The following is an 18,182-nucleotide window of genomic DNA, read 5'->3' as shown; positions in this document are numbered from 1 at the left end:
AACGATTTAAAATAATGTTTAACTTAAAAATTTTAATTATGGCAACAACAGTAAAACAAAACGGAACTGCAAAAAAGGAAAATGCATCCGTTAAAAAGGAAGTACAGAAAAAGCTGACCGATGAAGCCATTGGAAAAGCTGCTTCAACAGAAAAAGCGGTAGCATCGAAAAAAGCTACCATCAGTTTGGATGACCGGATCCAAAATTTCGAGAAACTGAGAGGATTGGCCACCCAACGGGAACGGTTGAACCAGACCTTGAGCGAGTTGACAAAGTTCAACTATAACCAAGGGGATTCAGCTTCATTTTACATCCGGGATTCCCACAATTTGGAATTTAAAACGACCAATACGAACCTTATCAAATTGGTTACAACTCACTTACAGTCCACTTTGGAGGAACGAAAATCCGAAATTGAGGAACAGATTGTAAAATTTGAACTCTAAGGTAACTTCAAATCCTTAAAACAGGAAGCCTACTCCCCAAGAGTAGGTTTTCTTTTTTCCTTAAAAAGGGAGTTATAATATTCAATCAATATATGCGCAAAGGTAAACTCGTAAAATACTCCCATCAAAAGCTTACGGCATAAAGCCGCTCCCGCACTCGCTATTTATTCCGTTTCCTTTTGAGCTGAGATTTTATCTTCCGTTTGGTTCTAGCTTAAATATTAATTGTTTAACTAAAATCAAATGTTATGTATTTATCAAATTTACAGCAGGATGAAATCTTCGTTCCATCAGAAATGAAATCCTTGAAAATCCTGACCCAGATGGAATCCCGAAGGGGACTTGAAAATGCCATAATTTCGAATGGCAAAATTGTCAACGTGGTATCGAACAGCTACGGCCACGTACCGAACGAACTTTTCTTCAAAAAGGCCGAAGAAATGTTGACCGATGCCAGACTGAATTATCAGAAGCGGACAATCAACAGGAATGATAGGTCTTTCATTACCGACTTTATCATTGATGATAACAGCCAATTTTCGGTAAAGAATGAAAAAGACCTGATACTGCCGATGCTGCGGTTTAAGAATTCCTATGATGGTAGCGAGAAAACTTCTGGACATTTTGGCTTTTATAGGGAAGTATGCTCCAATGGCCTACACGTTTCACAAGCGGAAATTGAGTTTTCCATCAAGCATAGTAAGAACAATACCGACCTGATAATGCCAAGGTTGAACAATCTGTTCGATAAGTTCTTGGATAATGAATTTTACACCATTACCAAGAAGTTCGACAGAATGAGGGAATTTGAAATCATCAACACCAAGGAATTTGTAAAAGAAATTCTGGAAAGCACGAAATTGTTCCGGTACGAATGTAGCGATAAGAACAATGATCCTTCAAAGAAATCCCGGGAAGTACTTGAAATTCTGGATAACGAAGCGTTGTTACTTGATGAAAAACCTAATTTGTGGATAGGCTATAATGCTTTCAATCAAATGCTTCACAATACATTGAAAAAAAGCTTTTCACAACAGGAACGCTTGGACAAAAAACTGTTCGATGCCGTTTATGAAATGGCTTAATGTCATAATAGGTTTATCCAGTACCTTAAACTGGATTTTTTTTATTCTGAGCAAAAGAATTTATTTGGAAAGTTAGCTTTGCAATCCCACTCAGCCCATTCCCCTACCTTCCGCAGAAAAAGCTGCATTCCGGGAAAAGCGCTTCATTACAAAGGTCTTGGACACGACCCCAAAGCTTCCGATTTCCATTTCACTTGCCCGCTTGTTCCCAGGAAAAATCGGGAAGCAGCCAAACTCTACTTCGATTAAACTCAGTACAGACATTCCCACCTACATCTTTGAAGTCAAGTCCGCTTTTAATCCTACTTCAAAGGATAATCCGTTTTCATAAGCCGGTCAGCACATTGCCGCTCCATTCCGCGAAAAGCTGCATTCCGGGCAAAGAGCTTTCCTACAAAGGTCTTGGACACAATCCCCAATTTCAGCTTTCCATTCCGCTAACCCTTCCCGCTGCGCTGGGAAGGAACACTTCATTCCAGAGCCAAAATCGTGAATCAAGTCCGCTTTACTAATTTGTAGAAGTGGATTTAACTAAGAAACAGCATAATAACAATATATAACAAGTTGTAATGCAATTTGACCGAACTACTTCCTATTAAAATTTTCATAAAATCAAATATTTACGTAACCAGTTACAAATAATTAAGATATGGACTTTTTACAACAAATCGGGTATGCAGGATTGAACAGTAGAATAAAGCGTTTAAGTGATGAACTATTATACAGCACAAGAGACTACTACAAAAACGCAGGACTTAATATTGAACCTAATTGGCATTTAATTTTCCTTCTTTTGGAAAAACATAATTCCTTGACAATTACGGAAATCTCACAAGAATTAAGAATGTCGCATCCTGCTTGCGTGAAAATCATCAACAAAATGAAGAAAAAGAATTACATCGAGACCAAAACGGATAAAAACGATTCACGAAAGCAGCTTTTAGAATTATCCGAAAAATCGAAAAACAAACTTCCAAATTTACATAAACATTGGGATGCTTGCATCGAAACAACAAAAGAACTGATTGAAAACAGTCCTAACTTTATGCAAGAACTTACTGAATTTGAAAAATTAGTAGCTGACAAAAATTATAACGAAAGAACAATAGAAAATGTAAAAGAACTATGATTTGGATAACTGAAATTTTAGGGTATTTGGCAATTAGGACAGGGTTTTTCGTAATTACCAAGAAAGAAATGGGGCAATTTCGTTTATGGCATCTCATTTCAAGTTTTTTCTACATTATCTACGGCCTGTTTCTAAAATCAAGTCCGTTAATCATTGCAGGTATTATTTTCTGCATCATACACATTTACCATTTAAAAAAATTCAAAAATAACAGTAATAATAAAACACAAACATTATGATAAAAGTATTTATAGCAGGCGGAACAGGTTGGGCAGGTTCTGCATTGAGCAAAGGGGTTTTTAACCACGAAAAGATGGAGCTTGTTGGAGCACTTTCTAGAAGTCATAAAGGAGAAAACTTAGCTGAAATTCTCGATTTAGGTTCAACAAATATTCCAATTTATGAAAACATTGAAACTGCATTAGATGAAACTGATTTTGATGTTCTAGTGGATTACACGAAACCAGACGTTGCCAAGAAAAATATTCTTACTTCTCTAAAAAAAGGGAAAAAAGTTGTTGTTGGAACTTCGGGATTGACCGAAAAAGATTATTCGGAAATTGAGAAGGTCGCCAATGAAAACAAAACTTCTGTTTTAGCGGTTGGTAATTTTGCAATTACGGTTGTACTACTTCAAAAATTTTCGGAAATGGCGGCAAAATATATTCCCAATTTTGAGATTATTGATTACACTCACGAGGATAAAATTGATGCACCAAGTGGAACAGCAAGAGAATTGGCTCATCGACTTTCAAAAGTTCAAAAACCCAACAAATTTGTGACAGAAGATGAATTGATTGGCGATAAATCAAGTCGCGGGGCAAATTTAAATGACGTTCAAATCCATTCGGTCAGGCTTCCAGGACACGTTATTTCCATAGAAACAATATTCGGTCTTAAAGACGAAAAACTATCGATAAGACACGATTCGGGAGCAAGTGCAGTTCCGTACGTAAAAGGCGGACTTTTGGCAATCGAAAAAATTGGAACATTTAAGGGCTTGCGAAGAGGATTGGATAGTATAATGGACTTTTAAAAAACAGAATTGCATAAAAAAGTTCTTTGAAGAAATAAATGTCCAATTACTTAATAATTAACTTAAAAAACGAGTAAAATGACAAATATAACAATGAATAATTTAGGAGAGATAAATCAAAATCGAAAAATCCGAATACTAGACTCCATAACATTAATAAATAGCTTCTTAAAAGATGATAGAATTAAAGATATGGGGGTAAGTTGTTTAATGTTCAATATTTTGAAAAGAACCAATCAAGATAAATCTAAATTTGAAAATAAATATTTCTATTGGGAGTCAAACCAGACCATTTTAGGTTTCTGTCAAGTAACTCACCATATCAAAACCAAAAAAACAATAATTAACTTCAGGCGTTTTAAAGAAAATTCAATCTCAGAAATAGAACTGTTTTCCATTTTAAGAGAAAATATTAAATCAATATTTGAAAGCTATGTTATTGATAGAATTATCTTCATTGATGATGAAAACAGTTCGGAATATATTTCAGAATTATTTTTAAAAAATTTCAATCCTTATCCAATAGGATATGTCCATTTAAATGAAGGTAAATATGTACTTACCAAAAATAAGTTTCTTGGTGAAAAAGAACAGTTTTATAAATCAGATTATCTTAATTATATAGGAAAATAATATAAAAACTGCGCACAAGCTGTATATAGGAAATACGTCCGGAATTAAATTTTCATGACCCGCTCAGCACATTCCCCTACATTCCACGCTCGCCTGCTGAAAAAGCAGGCAACCACTTCATTTCGGGCAAAGAGCTTCACTACATACGTCTTGGACACAACTCCAAAGCTTTCGATTCCCATTGCACTATTCCTGCTGAAATACGCAGGAACACTCCATTCCCATCTACAGCTTTGAAGTCAAGTCCGTCTTAAATCCTACTTAAAGAGGATAATACGTTTTCATAACCCGGTCAGCACATTGCCGCTCCATCGCGCGAAAAAGCCTGTCCTGAACTTAGCCGAAGGGCTACATTCCGGGCAAAGAGCTTCCCTGCAAAGGTCTTGAACACAACTTTAAAGATTCCGATTTCCATTACGTTAAACCCTGCCTGAAAAACGGCAGGAACACTTCATTCCCAATCTACATCTTTAAAGTTAAGTCCGCCTGATAGGAATTCCATTTATCATTTAGTCCCGCTTCCTATGGTTTCGTACTTCACAAAAGGCATTTAGACCTACTCCCGCACCGCCGCTGTCCCTACCCTTTTTTTGTAAGCAAAATACCAACAGTTGGAAGTTAAACGGAGTGCATAACCGGTCGTGCCTCCCTTTTATAACTCCTTATTAATTCCAACTATTGAAAATGTATCAGCAACAAAAAAAAGGTAACAGCGGACGGCTCTATGGGAAGTAAATCTAAACTGAATAGTATGAAATCTTACAAAAACATCAAAAAGGAAGCGGGACTAAAAAAAACAAAAAAGGAAAACGCTCTGGATATAATAAGTAAATCACTTCAAAAAAATATAAACGTAAACTATCTGAATGGTTCGGGTAGCATTTTAATTAATCTTTAAATCTTTTATTATGAGTACTTTAAAAAATCACGTACAGTTAATCGGAAACGTTGGACAGGAGCCAACCATTACGAACCTTGAAAGCGGTAAAAAGGTAGCCCGTTTTTCACTTGCCACAAACGAGTTTTATAAAAACACCAATGGCGAGAAAACACAAAATACCGAATGGCATACCGTAGTAGCTTGGGGCAAAACTGCCGAAATCATCGAGAAATATGCCGGAAAGGGCAAGGAAATCGGGGTAACCGGAAAATTGAAATCCCGAAGCTACGAGGACAAGGACGGTATCAAAAGGTACGTTACCGAAGTAGAAGCCAACGAAATCCTTTTGTTGGGAACTAAGAACGGCAATAATTCAGCCGATTAATTTAAAATTAAAGAGGGCGTTACGGTCGAAAGTCACGCCCTCTTTTTCATTATTAACTCCATAAATAGAAATCAAAATGAAATCGAAGATTCACGAATACCAAAACAAATATTTACCGATGAGTAAAGCACAAGTTAACGAAATCAAAGCGGGATTGCAATATTTTCACGGTTCGGAAACCGTGTTTCAAATCCCATTGTTAAGAACCCGTTACACCAACGGACTGAAATATTTGGCGGAAGCTGCTGAATGTTTTTGGCTCATTACGGACACTTCCGCATTTGCCAAAACCTTAATGGACAAAAGCTATTTTATAACCATAGACTTCAAACGGTTGCCTAAGGAGAAACAGGATCATTCTGGGTACGAAGCCGAGATAACGTACAGCGATGGAAACGGGAACATTTTTGGAAAACACGGCTATCGAGTTACCGATTTTCCATTGGATGAACTGCGGTTGTTTTTTGTGGATAATACGCTGATGTTGCCAAGCGAATATTGACCCATTCATAAACCTAAAAAATTATGATCTATCTAAATTTTTCAGACCTGAACGGGGAAACCCAAGCACGCCTTTTGGAAAGTTCCAAAAAAGACGTTGAACAAAAATTTGGCGATGATATCCGGAAGTTTGCCAAAGAACATTGCACCAATTTTGATGTGATGATCGAGGAAGAAGCACTAAGGAATTTATACAGTTATACCTATGTATTTAATATTTGAAATTGTCTAAATAGGAATGGAAATACCTTTGAAGTTTCAGGGGTACATATAATAACTAAAAAGGGAAAATTCGCTGTTACCTGAATTTTCCCTTTGTCCTTTAGACCTTGAAAGGTCTACTGTTTAAATTTAATACTTTTTCTAAAAACAGAAGCTATTTTTTTAAGAAAATTATATCCCATAAGTTGAAAAATACCTATCTTTATTCCGCTGAAATTCAGCATTTAACTTTACGCAGGGGTATCCATTTTTTGACTTTCGCCGATAACCCTGCCCATCGAAAAATTACATAACGGGAAATCTTTTCCCTGAAATTGGCAATTGGCTTTTAGCCAAATTGTACGAAATTTTTGTTCGCCTGTGGCGAACGAAAAGGAGTAGCAAGAGGGTAACACGCGATGCGATGTTAAGCACTCCTATTCCTTGGTAATCAACTGATTTTTAAATACTTAAAAATTAGCCGATTATTTAGATTTCTACAATTTGCGACAAATGCCCTGTGAGCGCCCATTTTTAGGGAAGGATTTGCGACAAATCGGCGAATTATGGACTCATTTATCGGCATTAGGTTCAAAAAGGAAACCGCCAAGCGTTTCCAGCAATTTTCAAGAACACACTTCAAATCGCACACCGAGGCAATGGCCACGATGCTCGATTTTTTCCACTACAACGAGATATCCCCACGGGAAAAACTGGGCCCGACCGGAAGGACGATCGAGGCCAATCTAAAGAAACGTATCAATGCGGTAATCGCCATAATGCGGGATATGGAAAAGACCCAGACCAGACCCACCGTGGCGATGATCGAATCCCTTTTCCAGACCGAAGAACCCAAAAAGAAACCCTTGATCTTGGAGAAGAAATTTGTGGAAGAAAAGCCGAAAGTAAGATTTCAGGAAAAGCAAAACCACAACAACGAACTATAAATTTTTGAACTATGTACATCACGATCACACCTCAAAAATTGGGCGGGAACTATTCCCAAAGTTCAGCCGATTTTGTGGGCTATCTGGAGAAGGAAAACCAAGGTCTGGAGCAGGAGGATATGGAACATTTTTTCAACCAATATGGGGATGAATTTTCAGCGGAAGAAGTGGTAAAGGATATTGACGGGAATGGTGCCAAACTGAAAAAGACCGAACCGAAATTTTATTCGATCACGGTCAGTCCGTCGAAGTACGAACTGAACCGGTTACAGAACAGCAGTGAAGATCTGAAAAAGTACACCCGTGAGCTGATGAAGGATTATGTGGCATCGTTCAACCGTGAGATCAATGGGCAACCTGTGTCTATCAATGACATTAAATATTATGCTAAAATCGAACATCAACGAACCTTTAAGGGAACGGACAGAAAGATCAGGGAAAACCAACCCTTTGCCACCAAAATACTTCAGCTAAGAAATGAGATCCGAAGTATTGAAACCGGCTCGATGGAAGGAAGTATTGGGAATCGGGAACGGGAAATCGCAAAATTAGAAAAACAAGCCCCACATCAACAGGATGGGAAAAGGATTGTCCAGGGAATGCCAAAGGCCGGAAGCCAAAGCCATATCCATATTATCGTGAGCCGCAAGGATGCATCCAATTCGTTCAGCCTTTCGCCCGGGAGCAAATACAAGGCTTCCGATGTTGAGATGAACGGCAAGAATGTCAAACGGGGCTTTGACCGGGATCGATTTTTTGAAAATGCAGAAAATACCTTTGATAAGACTTTTGGCTATCAGCGGAACTTTGCGGAAACATATAAGGCGCGAAAAAATTTCATCAAGAACCCGAAAATTTATTTTGCTTCCTTGATGAAATTGCCCACCAATGAAAAGGCAATCGCTTTTAGACTGATGCGGGAAACGGGCATCCCGATAATGCCCAGCATCCCGACCAATCAGGCACAGCTTGCCCTAAAAGTTTTCAACAAGCTGCGCAAAGGTTTGGACGTGGCCATCAAATCAAGTTCCATCGGAATCTAAATCTTTGTTATGCAACTGGATAATCTTACAACGATACTGTTAATTATTGGCTTAATAAGCACGCTATTTTATATGGGGTACAGATTGACGCGTTTTGCTTTTATATTAAACGTGGTTTTGCTCGGGGTTTTGGTGTTTTACCTATCTAGCGTTAGTGACTTAATTTCGATATCATTGGTTCTGGTTTGCCCGCTGATGCTAATCAATACCGGACTGTACGTTTTTTTGCATAAAACGGACGAGCCAAAAAGTGCCGAGAGCAAGTATCGTGTAAGTTTTCCAACAAGCAAGGGAAGTTTTATATTGGAAAATGTAAAGCGAGGTGCTTCCATCATAGGTTCGGCCGGAAGCGGAAAGACCGAAAGTGTGGTATATGGATTTCTAAGACATTTCCAGAAAGAAGGTTTCTGCGGAATTATTCACGACTACAAGGATTTTGAACTGACGGAAATGGCGTATCCGCTTTTCAAGGATAACGATATCCCGTTTAAGGTCATTTCCTTTGACAAAATCATCCATAGGGTAAATCCTATTGCCCCACGGTATTTAGAGAACGAGGAAAGCGTAAACGAGGTTTCAAGGGTGTTGATCGAAAATCTATTGGAGCAACGGGAATCCGGCACTTCGGGAACGACCAAATTTTTCAACGATGCTGCCGAAGGCTTGATCGGTGGTCTGATTTGGAAACTTAAAACCTCGTACCCAAAATTCTGTACCCTTCCCCATCTGATTGCCATTTATCAATATTTGGATACGAACAGCCTAATCCAGTTTTTGGAAACCAATACGACATCACGGGCAATGGCAGATGCCTTTATTAGCGGTAAGGACTCGGAACGGCAGACCGCCGGGGTAAAAAGCACCTTGGCCAATGCGCTAAAAAGAATCAGCACCCAACGCATCTTTATGACCTTATCTGCGGATGAAGTGCCACTCAATATAAATAGTTCTGAAAATCCAACTGTGATTTCGGTGGTAAACAATCCCAAATTTGAAACTTCTTATTCGCCTGTTATTGCAACCATTATCCATACGATCACCAAACAAATGAGTGTGCGGAATTCCAAACCTTCTTTCCTGTTGATGGAAGAAGCGCCGACTATACGCTTACTAAATATGCACCGTATTCCGGCCACGCTGCGGAGTTATGATATTGCCACCATCTACGTGATGCAGGACAAGATACAGAATGATATGATGTACGGCGACAAGGCAAGCAAAGCGATATTGAGCAACCTTTCCTACCAGTTTTTCGGTAAGGTCAACGATCCGGACACCGCAAAATATTATGAACGCTTTTTTGAAATTATTAAGGATCCGACCAAAAGCGTGAGTCGTGGCCATAACTTGGATTTTGATACCCGAATAACCACCGGAGAAAAGGAAATCCCGAAAATTAGGGCAGATGTTTTCTTTCGCTTGAAGCAGGGCGAGTTTATCACTTATGCCGATGGGAAAGACAAAAAGGTGCAATTTAAATTGCAGAATATTCAAAGAGAGCTGCCGGAAGAAGCCAACCAGTTTTCTCAGGTGGATTTAGAGGATAATTTTAAAAAGGTTTATGAGGAGGCTAGGTCAATATTTGAATAATTAGGATAAATTAAAATTTTCATTAATTTCCTTTTCAATAATTTTATATTTGTCCTTCACATCTTCACCCATATAAAAATCCAACAGATCATTTTTATCCAAAGTTCCATCTTCTAAAAATTTATTTAGATACTGTTGGTTGAAATCTAATAACAACATAGATTTCTTAATTTGTTTTAAAATTGTTTTATTATTCTCAATATTATTCTCAACTAGATTTTTAACTAGGGATATTTCATTTATGTCCTTAATAATTCGATTTACCAGAATAGCTAAAATATTCTTATCGACTTTAACATCCTTGGCATTTAAGACTATATCCCTTGCCAACATATAAGCTATTGCCAAATTTGAATAATCTCCTTTTTGGGAATCGATTATGGCGATAAAACCAATAGAGGGAATATAGCCCACATTTTCAAATGCTTTAAGAATTGAGTTATCCACGAGAGAAATATCAAATACGATAAGGCTAACCTTTGAATCCCTATTTGCTTGAGCTTCTATTAATTGACTCCAGGCTGTATCGGTTCTACGAGTAAAAATTTCTTTTGATTCTATATCTCCAAATTTGATACTCTTATCAAACTTGCACTCAATAACAATCTTTAAGTCTTCATTCCCTTCTATTTCGCAGACTATATCACCAGTTTTATTTCGGTTAATTTTACCTTGTACATTTCCAGTTAAGTAGGCTTTGTCTTTTAACCGCTTATCCTTAAAGTACTGATTTAGAAATTCCGCGACTTCATCCTCAGCCAAATTTCCTTTTATTGCCGATTTGTAGAAAAGTTCCTTTTTCATTTCAAAAATCATCTTCAAACTCTCCAGTTCAGTACCCAGTTCATTTGATGTTTTCGATAAAAATGCGGATAGTCGATCTTCCATAAGTGCGAGGACACCAATATAAATAGCTTTTAATAATTTTTCATCACGATCAGACACGGGAAGATTATCAAAATAATTAAAGACTATTTGATTCTCAATTTCAAACTCCTTTACTTCAACTCGTTTCAGTTGTTGATTGAGTCTTATCATTTTGCTTAAACTTTAGAGTACCTGTACCTTCCTTTGATACTTTGGGCTAAATATGTTCCGTGGGATTCAGCACCAATAAGCCCTTTATATTCTCTTTCTGGAAGGTCAAAATATTGATAGACCGTGCCGTTTTTAAATTCTATTTCTAATGTGGATGAATTGTCGTCATAGCCAATAGATGCTATGTTTGATGATTTTACTGGTTTTCTATTCATAATACTTTATTTGATAATTTTACTAATTTTAGGATTTTGAGACCTCCAGGCCTCAATAAATTCTTCGTAGTTAGGGCTTTCTTCCATTTTGTTGCCCCAACCCCCAGGCATTAAAGATTCTTCTGTATCAACAATATCGAATACGATCGGATCTTGACTATCAGGTCTTTTATCCTTCGGTGGAGCTTTGATAAGCGATCTCATAGGAAGCTTTACCGATTCCCCTAAGATTATAGCTTCTCCCGTTTTTAATATTGGGAGCATACTTGTAAGACCCTCCAGATTATCTGTGACAGCACTTGTTATGTGTGCGCGATCAGTAGAGTTCGCCAATCGGAGAGCAAAGAATGTACCACATTGTGAAAGAATTGTAGAATTTATTTCAGACGGTCTTTGACTAACTATCATTGAGCCTATCCCATATTTCCTACCCTCCTTTACAATTTTTTGCACAATCGATAACGCGCTACCTTCAAAGTTTAAATAATTGTGAGCTTCTTCCATTACCAAAAGCAATGGACGTTCCTTGCCTCCTTGCGAGAGGTTTCTTGCCCAGAATAAGCCTTCATAAACTATACGCAGTAAAACTCCGATAATTGTATTTAAAATAGTTATTGGAACACCTGATAAATCCAAAATAGTAATTGGCTTGTCGCTTCCTATCCAACCTTTTATCAGGGAATCTAAATCTTCTTCTATAAATCCATCCTTTTTTGGAGTCCAATCCCCAGGTTTGAAAATAAAATCATACCTTGGAATTCTCAACTTTGAACCTAATGAATGTAACTGTTGGCTATTATTTAAAGGGGTTTCAGGCAAGTATTGAACTCGATCACCATTTGCTTTGGAGGTATTTATTTTTTTAAAAATAGGAGGAATACCCCGAACTGGATCACCTAATATCTTATCTCCATTTTCATCAGTTTCAAAAGCAAGATTTTCCATAATCGTTCCATCCTTGTCCGGATAGAACTTTCCTAGCGTTTCGGTATAAAGGTCATACCATAGATGATTCAAGCTAAATGGTATGGGAGAATCAATACTAAGGTTATCTATGTCGATTCCGGTTTTAGGATGTTTTTCCAAACTTTTCAACTTAGCTTGCTGAATTCTTTCTAGAATTACATTTTGATCTTTTTCGGCAGCAAATTTTCCAAAACTGATATCACATAATTCTTCAAAATTTAAGGCCCAAAAGGGAATAACCAATTCTTTTTCTTGACTTCCTTCGCTTTTGTCAGCGTTAATTTTAAAAATATTCGCTCGATCTTTTAGAGCTTGTCCATACTCTCCGTGTATGTCAAACACCAAAATTCGTGATGATGGATATTTCTCAGAATCGGATAGCGCATTTAACAGACTTGCAACTGTCGTTGACTTTCCTGAACCAGTTGTTCCAACTACTGCCGAATGTCTCGTAATTAACCTATTTACATCCACCAAAGCTGGAATAGATTCGGCTCCCGCAATATGTCCAATATTTACAAAGTATGGTTTGTCTGGTTGTCCATAGATTCGTTTTAGGTCTACTTCAGATACTAAATGCACTTCATCACTAATTGTTGGATATTGAGAAATCCCTCTTTGAAATTCACCAGATCGATGTCCTTCCCCAACCAGTTGTACAGTTATCCATCTATTTCCATAAGGTTGGTCGTTTTCTGGTGCTGCGCTTGCGCCGACCTGAGTAATAATTCCAAACAAAAAATTGTATCCAATTGGAATTTTAACAAAACTTCCAATTTGTCCAATTTTGTAACCTTCACCATTTACATATGTCAAACCAGATAGTGAATCGTTGACCATTGCTATTCTAATGGTAGTGCCACTAACGTCTTGTACGGAACCAAGATAAGTAGAGTTATTTTTCATCCAAAAGAGTTTGATTATATCCGATTAAAGCTTGAAGGAAATCCCCCATTTTTGAAAAATCACCAAGATCTAAATCGCAAAGAGCTGCTTCTTCGTCATCCCTTTTAGACAGACAATTAGCTAAATTATCCTCATCTTCCAATAAGGCTCCTAATTTCCACTTGCCTCTAACCGTACCAATTATCGCTTCGTCTTTAGCCCATATAGCAAGATTGCCTCTGTTTAATGCAGCATCCACACCTTTAGGGTACTTTTCAGTCGTTGAATCATTTTCTTTATTTTTCTCAGTTAAAGAGCCGAATAACATCGAAATTACCATACTATTTGGGTTCGCTCTTAGTGAACCTAAAATGCAATCATTTATATGCTCGTCGTTAAAAGAATAACCTGAGATAATAAGTAATGCGTTAGGTTTTCTCAAAAAGCGAGAAAGTTGATCCATCAAAGCCAAAAAAGGCATTTTTCTACTTTGGTCATATTTGAGATGGGATGGGTAAATTAGCTGTGAAGCGTCTATTTCTTTAGTTCTGCTTGACCTGAATACCTGATGATTTTTCTTTTGAAACCAATTAATAGAGCCGTGAATTTTCCAAAGACGTGTCCAATGATTTGGTATTAAATCGTCTTCAACTGATCTCAAGTCAAAAAATGACTGTCTTGAACCGACAAAACCATCAAAATAGGGTATGGATAAGTCCTCAAAGGCTTGTTCCATTAACAAATCGTAATTCGTTGTAAATACCTCGACAGGTTTCTCACGATCTATTGATATCCATTTTGCAAGTTTATGATATGGGGATTCTTTATTTGGTAATTCCACATCCAATTTACTTACGATTTTCGTGCAAATTTCGCTTTCGAGTTTGATAAGCTCTTCATTGCTAAAACCTCTAACGCTGTTACCAACCGAAACATCTTTCAAACCTCTTATAAAACTCAAAATATCTTCAATATTTTTAATACTTTTTTGAGCTAAACTTATTTCATCTAAAAGTTTATCATAATCATTTTTGACATCTGTTTTTGATGATAGTTCCGAACTTAGAAATTGGGTCAATCCGGCTACATCTGGGATTAAAGGCCATTGCTCTTTCGGCAATTTCACCGCTAGAGGACAACCAGCAGATATAAAATAGCCTATTGGTTTTTTATCTTGGGATAATGTTTGGCGTAAAAACTTAATATGTTTAATAGGATCGTGATAATTATCCATATTGTTGATTGATTTCTGTTTTTGAGTAAATTTAACAAACTTTTAGAATTTGCTTCCAACTTTTCAAGTTTGTTTGAAATAAACCCAATTTTAGATTTTATGAATAAGTATAAATTTTATAGTATTTATTTTAGTTTTATGTCTAAAAAGCATATATTGCTCTAATAATTACTAAAGTTATGGTGTCAGAATATATCAATAAATTGCTGTCTATGGAAGAATATTCTTTTTCTTTAGACGAACTGATACAACAGAGCACAAAGAGCAAAAATGCAATTTGGCTGGAATTGGCACATTTGATCGAAAGGAACAAAGTCATTAATCTAAGAAAAGGCTTCTACCTTATTCTTACCCCCAGATATTCCAATTTTGGAAAACTTCCCATAAGCCTCTACATTGATAAACTTTTCGATTATTTAGACCGTAAGTATTATTTGGGTTTTTACAGCGCGGCCAAAGTTTACGGCGCAAGCCATCAACAAGCCCAACGCGATTATGTGATGACATCTTCTCCCAAACTTTTGGATATTCAAAAATCGACAATTGATATCCGTTTTTTGACGACTTCCGCTTGGCCGGAAAAAAATATCCTTAAAAGAAAATCGGATGCCGGAACTTATCAAATTTCGAGTCCCTCTCTGACCTTGGCCGATCTGGTACATTATCAGAATAAATTGGGGGGGCTGAACCGAATGCTATCCACCATTGAAGAACTGTTGGAAGAAGTTACACAAAAAGACCTTGAAGATTTATTGAGTTGGTATGGCAATAAAGCCACACTCCAACGACTGGGTTTTTTATTGGATGAAATAGATCAAGAGAACCGTTTGTCAAATTTAATTTTTCAACATTTGGAAAATCAAAAAATACATCCGGTTTTATTGAAGCCGACCAACCAACAACGACCTGGTTCGGTGGATAATAAATGGAAAGTGGACATCAATCTAAAATTAGAAGGCGACCTATGATTTCAAGACCCTATATAGCCCAATGGCGGGAATATGCACCGTGGAAAGAATTTGCACAAGTTGAGCAGGATTTGATCATAAGCCGCACATTGGTAGCAATTTTTGCAGACGATTTTCTGAGGGAAAACCTTGCTTTCCGTGGTGGTACAGCCTTACATAAACTATATCTCAACCCCGCTCCAAGGTATTCCGAAGATATCGACCTTGTTCAGGTTAAGGAAGGTCCTATCAAACCCATTATGAAGCGCATAGGCGAGGTCATTACCTTTTTTGAAGAAGATAGGCGCACACAAGTGAGGGGGCACGGAGCAAAGGCCTTATATCGTTTTAATTCAGAATATGAAAATGAACGTCGCCGGCTCAAGTTAGAGATTAATTGTAAAGAACACTTCAACGTACTCGATTGGGTAGATTTCCCTTTTGAAATGGCGAACCCTTGGTTTTCGGGGAGAGCTGATATTAAAACATATAAAATCAATGAACTTTTGGGCACGAAGTTGAGGGCGCTTTATCAGCGAAGTAAAGGAAGGGATCTGTTCGACCTGGATTATTCCAGACAACATAAGGATATCAACATTGATGAAATTATCAAGTGCTTCAGGGAATATATGGAATTTTCCGTTGGCAAAGTCCCTTCCCAAAGAGAATTTCTCCAAAATATGGAAGCTAAAGAAAATGATGCAGCTTTTGAAGGCGATATGGAAGGTTTGCTACGACCTGAAATTAACTACGATCAAAAAACTGCTTTTCAATGGTTGAAAGAAGCGTTTATCCCCAGAATGTAACTATTTCAAAAAGGTCCTTTTTCCCTTGGCCCTTGCTGCGTAACCTTCCATTGACCATCTACCTTTAGAAGCTTGAACAATTCAGGATTTTCCTCATAAGAGGTTGTAAACCTTACCCAAGCGGTCTTACCATCGGCAGTTTCTTCCAGCACTTTAAAATTGGAATCCCCTGATTTGCCTGCTGCCATTAAATCTTGTATCGATTTAAGGCCATTGTAACCTTCGGGGGTGGTATGTTTTTTTAGGGTGGTATTATCTTTATTGTAGAAACTTTCCACCACGATTTTTGAAGTTTCGCTCGGCGAAAGGTCTTGTTTCCCGGCACAGGACAGAAAAAGTGCTACTAACGAAAAAATGGCTATTCTTTTCATAACGATCTTAATTTGGGTTATTGATAAATCTATGCGATATTTTTAATTTTAAGTACCTTTCCCCGTTCTTTTCGTTGATCTCTAAAACCGCCCTGCGGTCATTGCTTATCGAAAATTTTGGCAGCACGTAAACCAATCTAACGGTTTCATTTTCAACTACTTTGGTGGGCAGATTATATTTAAAAATAGGCTCTTGATAAAGACTTTGCAATGATTTCTTTTTACCCTTTTGTCTCGTCTCTACCGATAATTTTAAGAAATTCAGATCGTAATCCAAGGTCGATTTATTTTCAATCTGGATCACGAAATACAATTCATCCTTGTCGAAAACTATGTTTTCAACACTTAAAACGATGCCCTCGTTCCGCTTTTTTATCCGGCCAATCCGTTGCTTTCGATCAATTAGATAGGAACAGAATTTTTGGTAATAATAGACCTCATTTCCCAACTCCTTCTTAAACACATCTACTTTTGTCGAATCAGCAACAATGGGCTTTTCATTACCGATGCTTTTAGACTTCGGTATAAAATAATTCAGTCTATCAAGCTGTTTCTTATACCTTACAATATACGAAAAAACTGAACCATTTCTGTTGACCACCAGAAGATTACTTTCCTTTCCCGGCTTTGCCTGAAGCAATCCAAAATATTGTTCTTTCTCGCGATTGTAGGTAAATACAAAATTATCAGATCCTGTAATCCCCTGACGTATGGGTTCAGGGAAGAACAAGGCTACGTTCTTTTGGTCATTCGCATAAATCGTATCGAGTGTGATAGGTGTTTGCGCTTTTGCGAAGGCTGTGCCACATAAAAATGTTGAGATAAAAATAAGATTTTTCATAGGAATGATTTTTTAAATGCCCATTATAGGCTCATAATTTAGGTTTTAGGATTAGTCTGTAATTGTTGAGTACGGTAACTTTTACGTTCCGGTGGTTGCGTTGAAAGATCTTTTTGAAACCGCTTACTTGTGGTACACCGACAATATTAAGGTCGTCCACCATATCGCCGACAACCTCATTGGTGACCTCTGCACGAAAGTTGTTTTCCACATAGATGCCATTACTACCGTCCTGTAGATCGAATGCTTTCAGTTTTGTGGGATGATGTTGAATGTTTTCAATTTCAATCAATACACGATTCGGCTGGAAACTGATAAAACCATAAATTGGAGTATTTTTTGAAATCCGTTTGTTATTAACGGTAGCGGCTTTGGTCAGGCGCATCCGCAAGCGTGAATTTGCCTTGACCACTTGGTCGCCATCCACGACCGCATAAATTACTGCATCCGTTGTGCCGGAAACGGAAACAGCACTTTCCTTTGGATCAGAGGCAAAGAATAACTGGTGTTCCAACCCCATTTCCTTAGCCGCAATTTTTTGTTCGGCCTTTATTGCTGCGGAGTCAACTACTTTTGCGACCTTGGTAACAGTTTTCTTAACACCAATATTCCGATAACTTTTTTTGGAATACTCGATTTTCCCAGCGGAGTAGATACTATCCACTATGCGTTCTTTTTCACGTTCAGGTAAACCCGGATCGTAGAAGCCCGCAGAATCAATCAACTTTTCATCGTAGATGCTCGGTGCATTGGTTTCACGCACTTCCTTCAAGTCATTGATGGCATCCAGTTTGGAATCGTATTCCTTTTGATCTTCTTCCAATGCAGGAACCGATGTTTCTTTGAGGCTTTCATTTTCGCTTTCATCATCGCCCATTACCATAATAGAATAGGAGATCAGGAAAATGAATATTACCGCCAAGACGGCCGCAAATACTATTTTGTTCTTTTCTATCTTCATAATCATTGGTTTTAAATACCTACCCGCAGACCGTCGGTCAGG

Annotated in this window: 21 protein-coding genes; 13 read left to right on the top strand and 8 right to left on the bottom strand. The window is 37.6% G+C overall.

All coding sequences use genetic code 11. The features are described 5' to 3' along the window. Positions 1 to 38 precede the first annotated feature (38 nt). Entirely contained in the window at positions 39 to 446 is a 408-nt protein-coding gene (locus tag PSF86_RS03500; protein WP_128767234.1) for a hypothetical protein, read from the top strand. A gap of 248 nt (positions 447 to 694) precedes the next feature. Continuing rightward, positions 695 to 1,531 carry a DUF932 domain-containing protein gene (locus PSF86_RS03495; RefSeq protein ID WP_277898660.1) on the top strand — a complete coding sequence of 279 codons (837 nt, stop codon included), beginning with the start codon at positions 695 to 697 and terminating at the stop codon, positions 1,529 to 1,531. A gap of 90 nt (positions 1,532 to 1,621) precedes the next feature. Here the strand turns inward: PSF86_RS03495 and PSF86_RS03490 are convergent, their stop codons facing one another. Next, positions 1,622 to 1,795, bottom strand: a complete 174-nt coding sequence (locus tag PSF86_RS03490) for a hypothetical protein (protein ID WP_277898659.1) — start codon at positions 1,793 to 1,795, stop codon at positions 1,622 to 1,624. 385 nt (positions 1,796 to 2,180) lie between these two features. Between PSF86_RS03490 and PSF86_RS03485 the strand changes: the two genes are divergently transcribed. The 9 genes from PSF86_RS03485 (at position 2,181) to PSF86_RS03445 (ending at position 9,876) form a co-directional block, all read left to right on the top strand. Further along, complete coding sequence (locus tag PSF86_RS03485; RefSeq protein WP_277898658.1) at positions 2,181 to 2,660, top strand: MarR family transcriptional regulator; 480 nt, start codon at positions 2,181 to 2,183, stop codon at positions 2,658 to 2,660. A 235-nt stretch (positions 2,661 to 2,895) separates the two neighbouring features. Then, entirely contained in the window at positions 2,896 to 3,696 is an 801-nt protein-coding gene (gene dapB, locus PSF86_RS03480; protein WP_277898657.1) for a 4-hydroxy-tetrahydrodipicolinate reductase, read from the top strand. A 78-nt stretch (positions 3,697 to 3,774) separates the two neighbouring features. Beyond that, entirely contained in the window at positions 3,775 to 4,329 is a 555-nt protein-coding gene (locus PSF86_RS03475; RefSeq protein WP_277898656.1) for a hypothetical protein, read from the top strand. A gap of 908 nt (positions 4,330 to 5,237) precedes the next feature. Then, positions 5,238 to 5,594 carry a single-stranded DNA-binding protein gene (locus tag PSF86_RS03470; RefSeq protein WP_277898655.1) on the top strand — a complete coding sequence of 119 codons (357 nt, stop codon included), beginning with the start codon at positions 5,238 to 5,240 and terminating at the stop codon, positions 5,592 to 5,594. 76 nt (positions 5,595 to 5,670) lie between these two features. Further along, entirely contained in the window at positions 5,671 to 6,096 is a 426-nt protein-coding gene (locus PSF86_RS03465) for a DUF6876 family protein (protein WP_277898654.1), read from the top strand. 23 nt (positions 6,097 to 6,119) lie between these two features. After that, entirely contained in the window at positions 6,120 to 6,317 is a 198-nt protein-coding gene (locus PSF86_RS03460; RefSeq protein ID WP_277898653.1) for a hypothetical protein, read from the top strand. Between the two features lie 545 nt (positions 6,318 to 6,862). Next, on the top strand, positions 6,863 to 7,243 hold the full coding sequence (locus tag PSF86_RS03455; RefSeq protein ID WP_150543776.1) for a BfmA/BtgA family mobilization protein: 381 nt from the start codon (positions 6,863 to 6,865) through the stop codon (positions 7,241 to 7,243). Between the two features lie 11 nt (positions 7,244 to 7,254). After that, on the top strand, positions 7,255 to 8,286 hold the full coding sequence (gene mobB, locus PSF86_RS03450) for a MobB family relaxase (RefSeq protein WP_277898652.1): 1,032 nt from the start codon (positions 7,255 to 7,257) through the stop codon (positions 8,284 to 8,286). Positions 8,287 to 8,295: 9 nt separating this feature from the next. After that, the gene (locus PSF86_RS03445; RefSeq protein WP_277898651.1) at positions 8,296 to 9,876 is read left to right on the top strand and encodes a type IV secretory system conjugative DNA transfer family protein; all 1,581 of its coding nucleotides are present in this window, start codon (positions 8,296 to 8,298) and stop codon (positions 9,874 to 9,876) included. Here the strand turns inward: PSF86_RS03445 and PSF86_RS03440 are convergent, their stop codons facing one another. The 4 genes from PSF86_RS03440 to PSF86_RS03425 are packed head-to-tail and all read right to left on the bottom strand — an operon-like array spanning position 9,877 to position 14,214. Then, positions 9,877 to 10,914: a putative PDDEXK endonuclease gene (locus PSF86_RS03440; protein ID WP_277898650.1), complete on the bottom strand. Its 1,038-nt coding sequence runs from the start codon at positions 10,912 to 10,914 to the stop codon at positions 9,877 to 9,879. Between the two features lie 5 nt (positions 10,915 to 10,919). Continuing rightward, positions 10,920 to 11,129: a KTSC domain-containing protein gene (locus tag PSF86_RS03435; RefSeq protein ID WP_236979784.1), complete on the bottom strand. Its 210-nt coding sequence runs from the start codon at positions 11,127 to 11,129 to the stop codon at positions 10,920 to 10,922. Positions 11,130 to 11,135: 6 nt separating this feature from the next. After that, positions 11,136 to 13,001 carry an ATP-binding protein gene (locus tag PSF86_RS03430; protein WP_277898649.1) on the bottom strand — a complete coding sequence of 622 codons (1,866 nt, stop codon included), beginning with the start codon at positions 12,999 to 13,001 and terminating at the stop codon, positions 11,136 to 11,138. Beyond that, the gene (locus PSF86_RS03425) at positions 12,991 to 14,214 is read right to left on the bottom strand and encodes an SIR2 family protein (RefSeq protein WP_277898648.1); all 1,224 of its coding nucleotides are present in this window, start codon (positions 14,212 to 14,214) and stop codon (positions 12,991 to 12,993) included. Before PSF86_RS03425 ends, PSF86_RS03430 begins: the two co-directional genes overlap by 11 nt. A 179-nt stretch (positions 14,215 to 14,393) precedes the next feature. Here PSF86_RS03425 and PSF86_RS03420 point away from each other — a divergent pair, with 179 nt between their 5' ends. Next, positions 14,394 to 15,182, top strand: a complete 789-nt coding sequence (locus PSF86_RS03420) for a type IV toxin-antitoxin system AbiEi family antitoxin domain-containing protein (RefSeq protein ID WP_277898647.1) — start codon at positions 14,394 to 14,396, stop codon at positions 15,180 to 15,182. Continuing rightward, positions 15,179 to 15,967 (top strand): nucleotidyl transferase AbiEii/AbiGii toxin family protein, encoded by a 789-nt coding sequence (locus PSF86_RS03415; RefSeq protein WP_277898646.1) that lies wholly within the window; start codon positions 15,179 to 15,181, stop codon positions 15,965 to 15,967. The genes PSF86_RS03420 and PSF86_RS03415 overlap by 4 nt, the downstream gene beginning before the upstream one ends. 5 nt (positions 15,968 to 15,972) lie before the next feature. On the opposite strand, the gene PSF86_RS03410 is transcribed toward PSF86_RS03415, so the two are convergent. From PSF86_RS03410 to traM, 3 genes are read right to left on the bottom strand one after another with little or no spacing between them, the layout of a single operon-like run. Beyond that, positions 15,973 to 16,338 carry a nuclear transport factor 2 family protein gene (locus PSF86_RS03410; protein ID WP_277898645.1) on the bottom strand — a complete coding sequence of 122 codons (366 nt, stop codon included), beginning with the start codon at positions 16,336 to 16,338 and terminating at the stop codon, positions 15,973 to 15,975. Positions 16,339 to 16,345: 7 nt separating this feature from the next. After that, positions 16,346 to 17,179 carry a DUF4138 domain-containing protein gene (locus PSF86_RS03405; protein WP_277898644.1) on the bottom strand — a complete coding sequence of 278 codons (834 nt, stop codon included), beginning with the start codon at positions 17,177 to 17,179 and terminating at the stop codon, positions 16,346 to 16,348. A 31-nt stretch (positions 17,180 to 17,210) separates the two neighbouring features. After that, the gene (traM, locus tag PSF86_RS03400) at positions 17,211 to 18,140 is read right to left on the bottom strand and encodes a conjugative transposon protein TraM (protein WP_277898643.1); all 930 of its coding nucleotides are present in this window, start codon (positions 18,138 to 18,140) and stop codon (positions 17,211 to 17,213) included. Positions 18,141 to 18,182: the final 42 nt, after the last annotated feature.

This window comes from Galbibacter pacificus, from assembly GCF_029603165.1.
Classification (GTDB): Bacteria; Bacteroidota; Bacteroidia; order Flavobacteriales; family Flavobacteriaceae; genus Galbibacter; species Galbibacter pacificus.
The sequence above is the reverse complement of the archived record's forward strand: the minus strand, read 5'-3'. Positions and strand labels throughout refer to the sequence as shown.

Coding starts and splice junctions, on each gene's coding strand:
- PSF86_RS03500 (WP_128767234.1), top strand. CDS start 39: ATGGCAACAACAGTAAAACAAAACGGAACTGCAAAAAAGGAAAATGCA.
- PSF86_RS03405 (WP_277898644.1), bottom strand. CDS start 17,179: ATGAAAAATCTTATTTTTATCTCAACATTTTTATGTGGCACAGCCTTC.
- PSF86_RS03420 (WP_277898647.1), top strand. CDS start 14,394: ATGGTGTCAGAATATATCAATAAATTGCTGTCTATGGAAGAATATTCT.
- PSF86_RS03465 (WP_277898654.1), top strand. CDS start 5,671: ATGAAATCGAAGATTCACGAATACCAAAACAAATATTTACCGATGAGT.
- PSF86_RS03410 (WP_277898645.1), bottom strand. CDS start 16,338: ATGAAAAGAATAGCCATTTTTTCGTTAGTAGCACTTTTTCTGTCCTGT.
- mobB (WP_277898652.1), top strand. CDS start 7,255: ATGTACATCACGATCACACCTCAAAAATTGGGCGGGAACTATTCCCAA.
- PSF86_RS03430 (WP_277898649.1), bottom strand. CDS start 13,001: ATGAAAAATAACTCTACTTATCTTGGTTCCGTACAAGACGTTAGTGGC.
- PSF86_RS03455 (WP_150543776.1), top strand. CDS start 6,863: ATGGACTCATTTATCGGCATTAGGTTCAAAAAGGAAACCGCCAAGCGT.
- traM (WP_277898643.1), bottom strand. CDS start 18,140: ATGAAGATAGAAAAGAACAAAATAGTATTTGCGGCCGTCTTGGCGGTA.
- PSF86_RS03435 (WP_236979784.1), bottom strand. CDS start 11,129: ATGAATAGAAAACCAGTAAAATCATCAAACATAGCATCTATTGGCTAT.
- PSF86_RS03460 (WP_277898653.1), top strand. CDS start 6,120: ATGATCTATCTAAATTTTTCAGACCTGAACGGGGAAACCCAAGCACGC.
- dapB (WP_277898657.1), top strand. CDS start 2,896: ATGATAAAAGTATTTATAGCAGGCGGAACAGGTTGGGCAGGTTCTGCA.
- PSF86_RS03470 (WP_277898655.1), top strand. CDS start 5,238: ATGAGTACTTTAAAAAATCACGTACAGTTAATCGGAAACGTTGGACAG.
- PSF86_RS03475 (WP_277898656.1), top strand. CDS start 3,775: ATGACAAATATAACAATGAATAATTTAGGAGAGATAAATCAAAATCGA.
- PSF86_RS03445 (WP_277898651.1), top strand. CDS start 8,296: ATGCAACTGGATAATCTTACAACGATACTGTTAATTATTGGCTTAATA.
- PSF86_RS03495 (WP_277898660.1), top strand. CDS start 695: ATGTATTTATCAAATTTACAGCAGGATGAAATCTTCGTTCCATCAGAA.
- PSF86_RS03490 (WP_277898659.1), bottom strand. CDS start 1,795: ATGTCTGTACTGAGTTTAATCGAAGTAGAGTTTGGCTGCTTCCCGATT.
- PSF86_RS03425 (WP_277898648.1), bottom strand. CDS start 14,214: ATGGATAATTATCACGATCCTATTAAACATATTAAGTTTTTACGCCAA.
- PSF86_RS03440 (WP_277898650.1), bottom strand. CDS start 10,914: ATGATAAGACTCAATCAACAACTGAAACGAGTTGAAGTAAAGGAGTTT.
- PSF86_RS03415 (WP_277898646.1), top strand. CDS start 15,179: ATGATTTCAAGACCCTATATAGCCCAATGGCGGGAATATGCACCGTGG.
- PSF86_RS03485 (WP_277898658.1), top strand. CDS start 2,181: ATGGACTTTTTACAACAAATCGGGTATGCAGGATTGAACAGTAGAATA.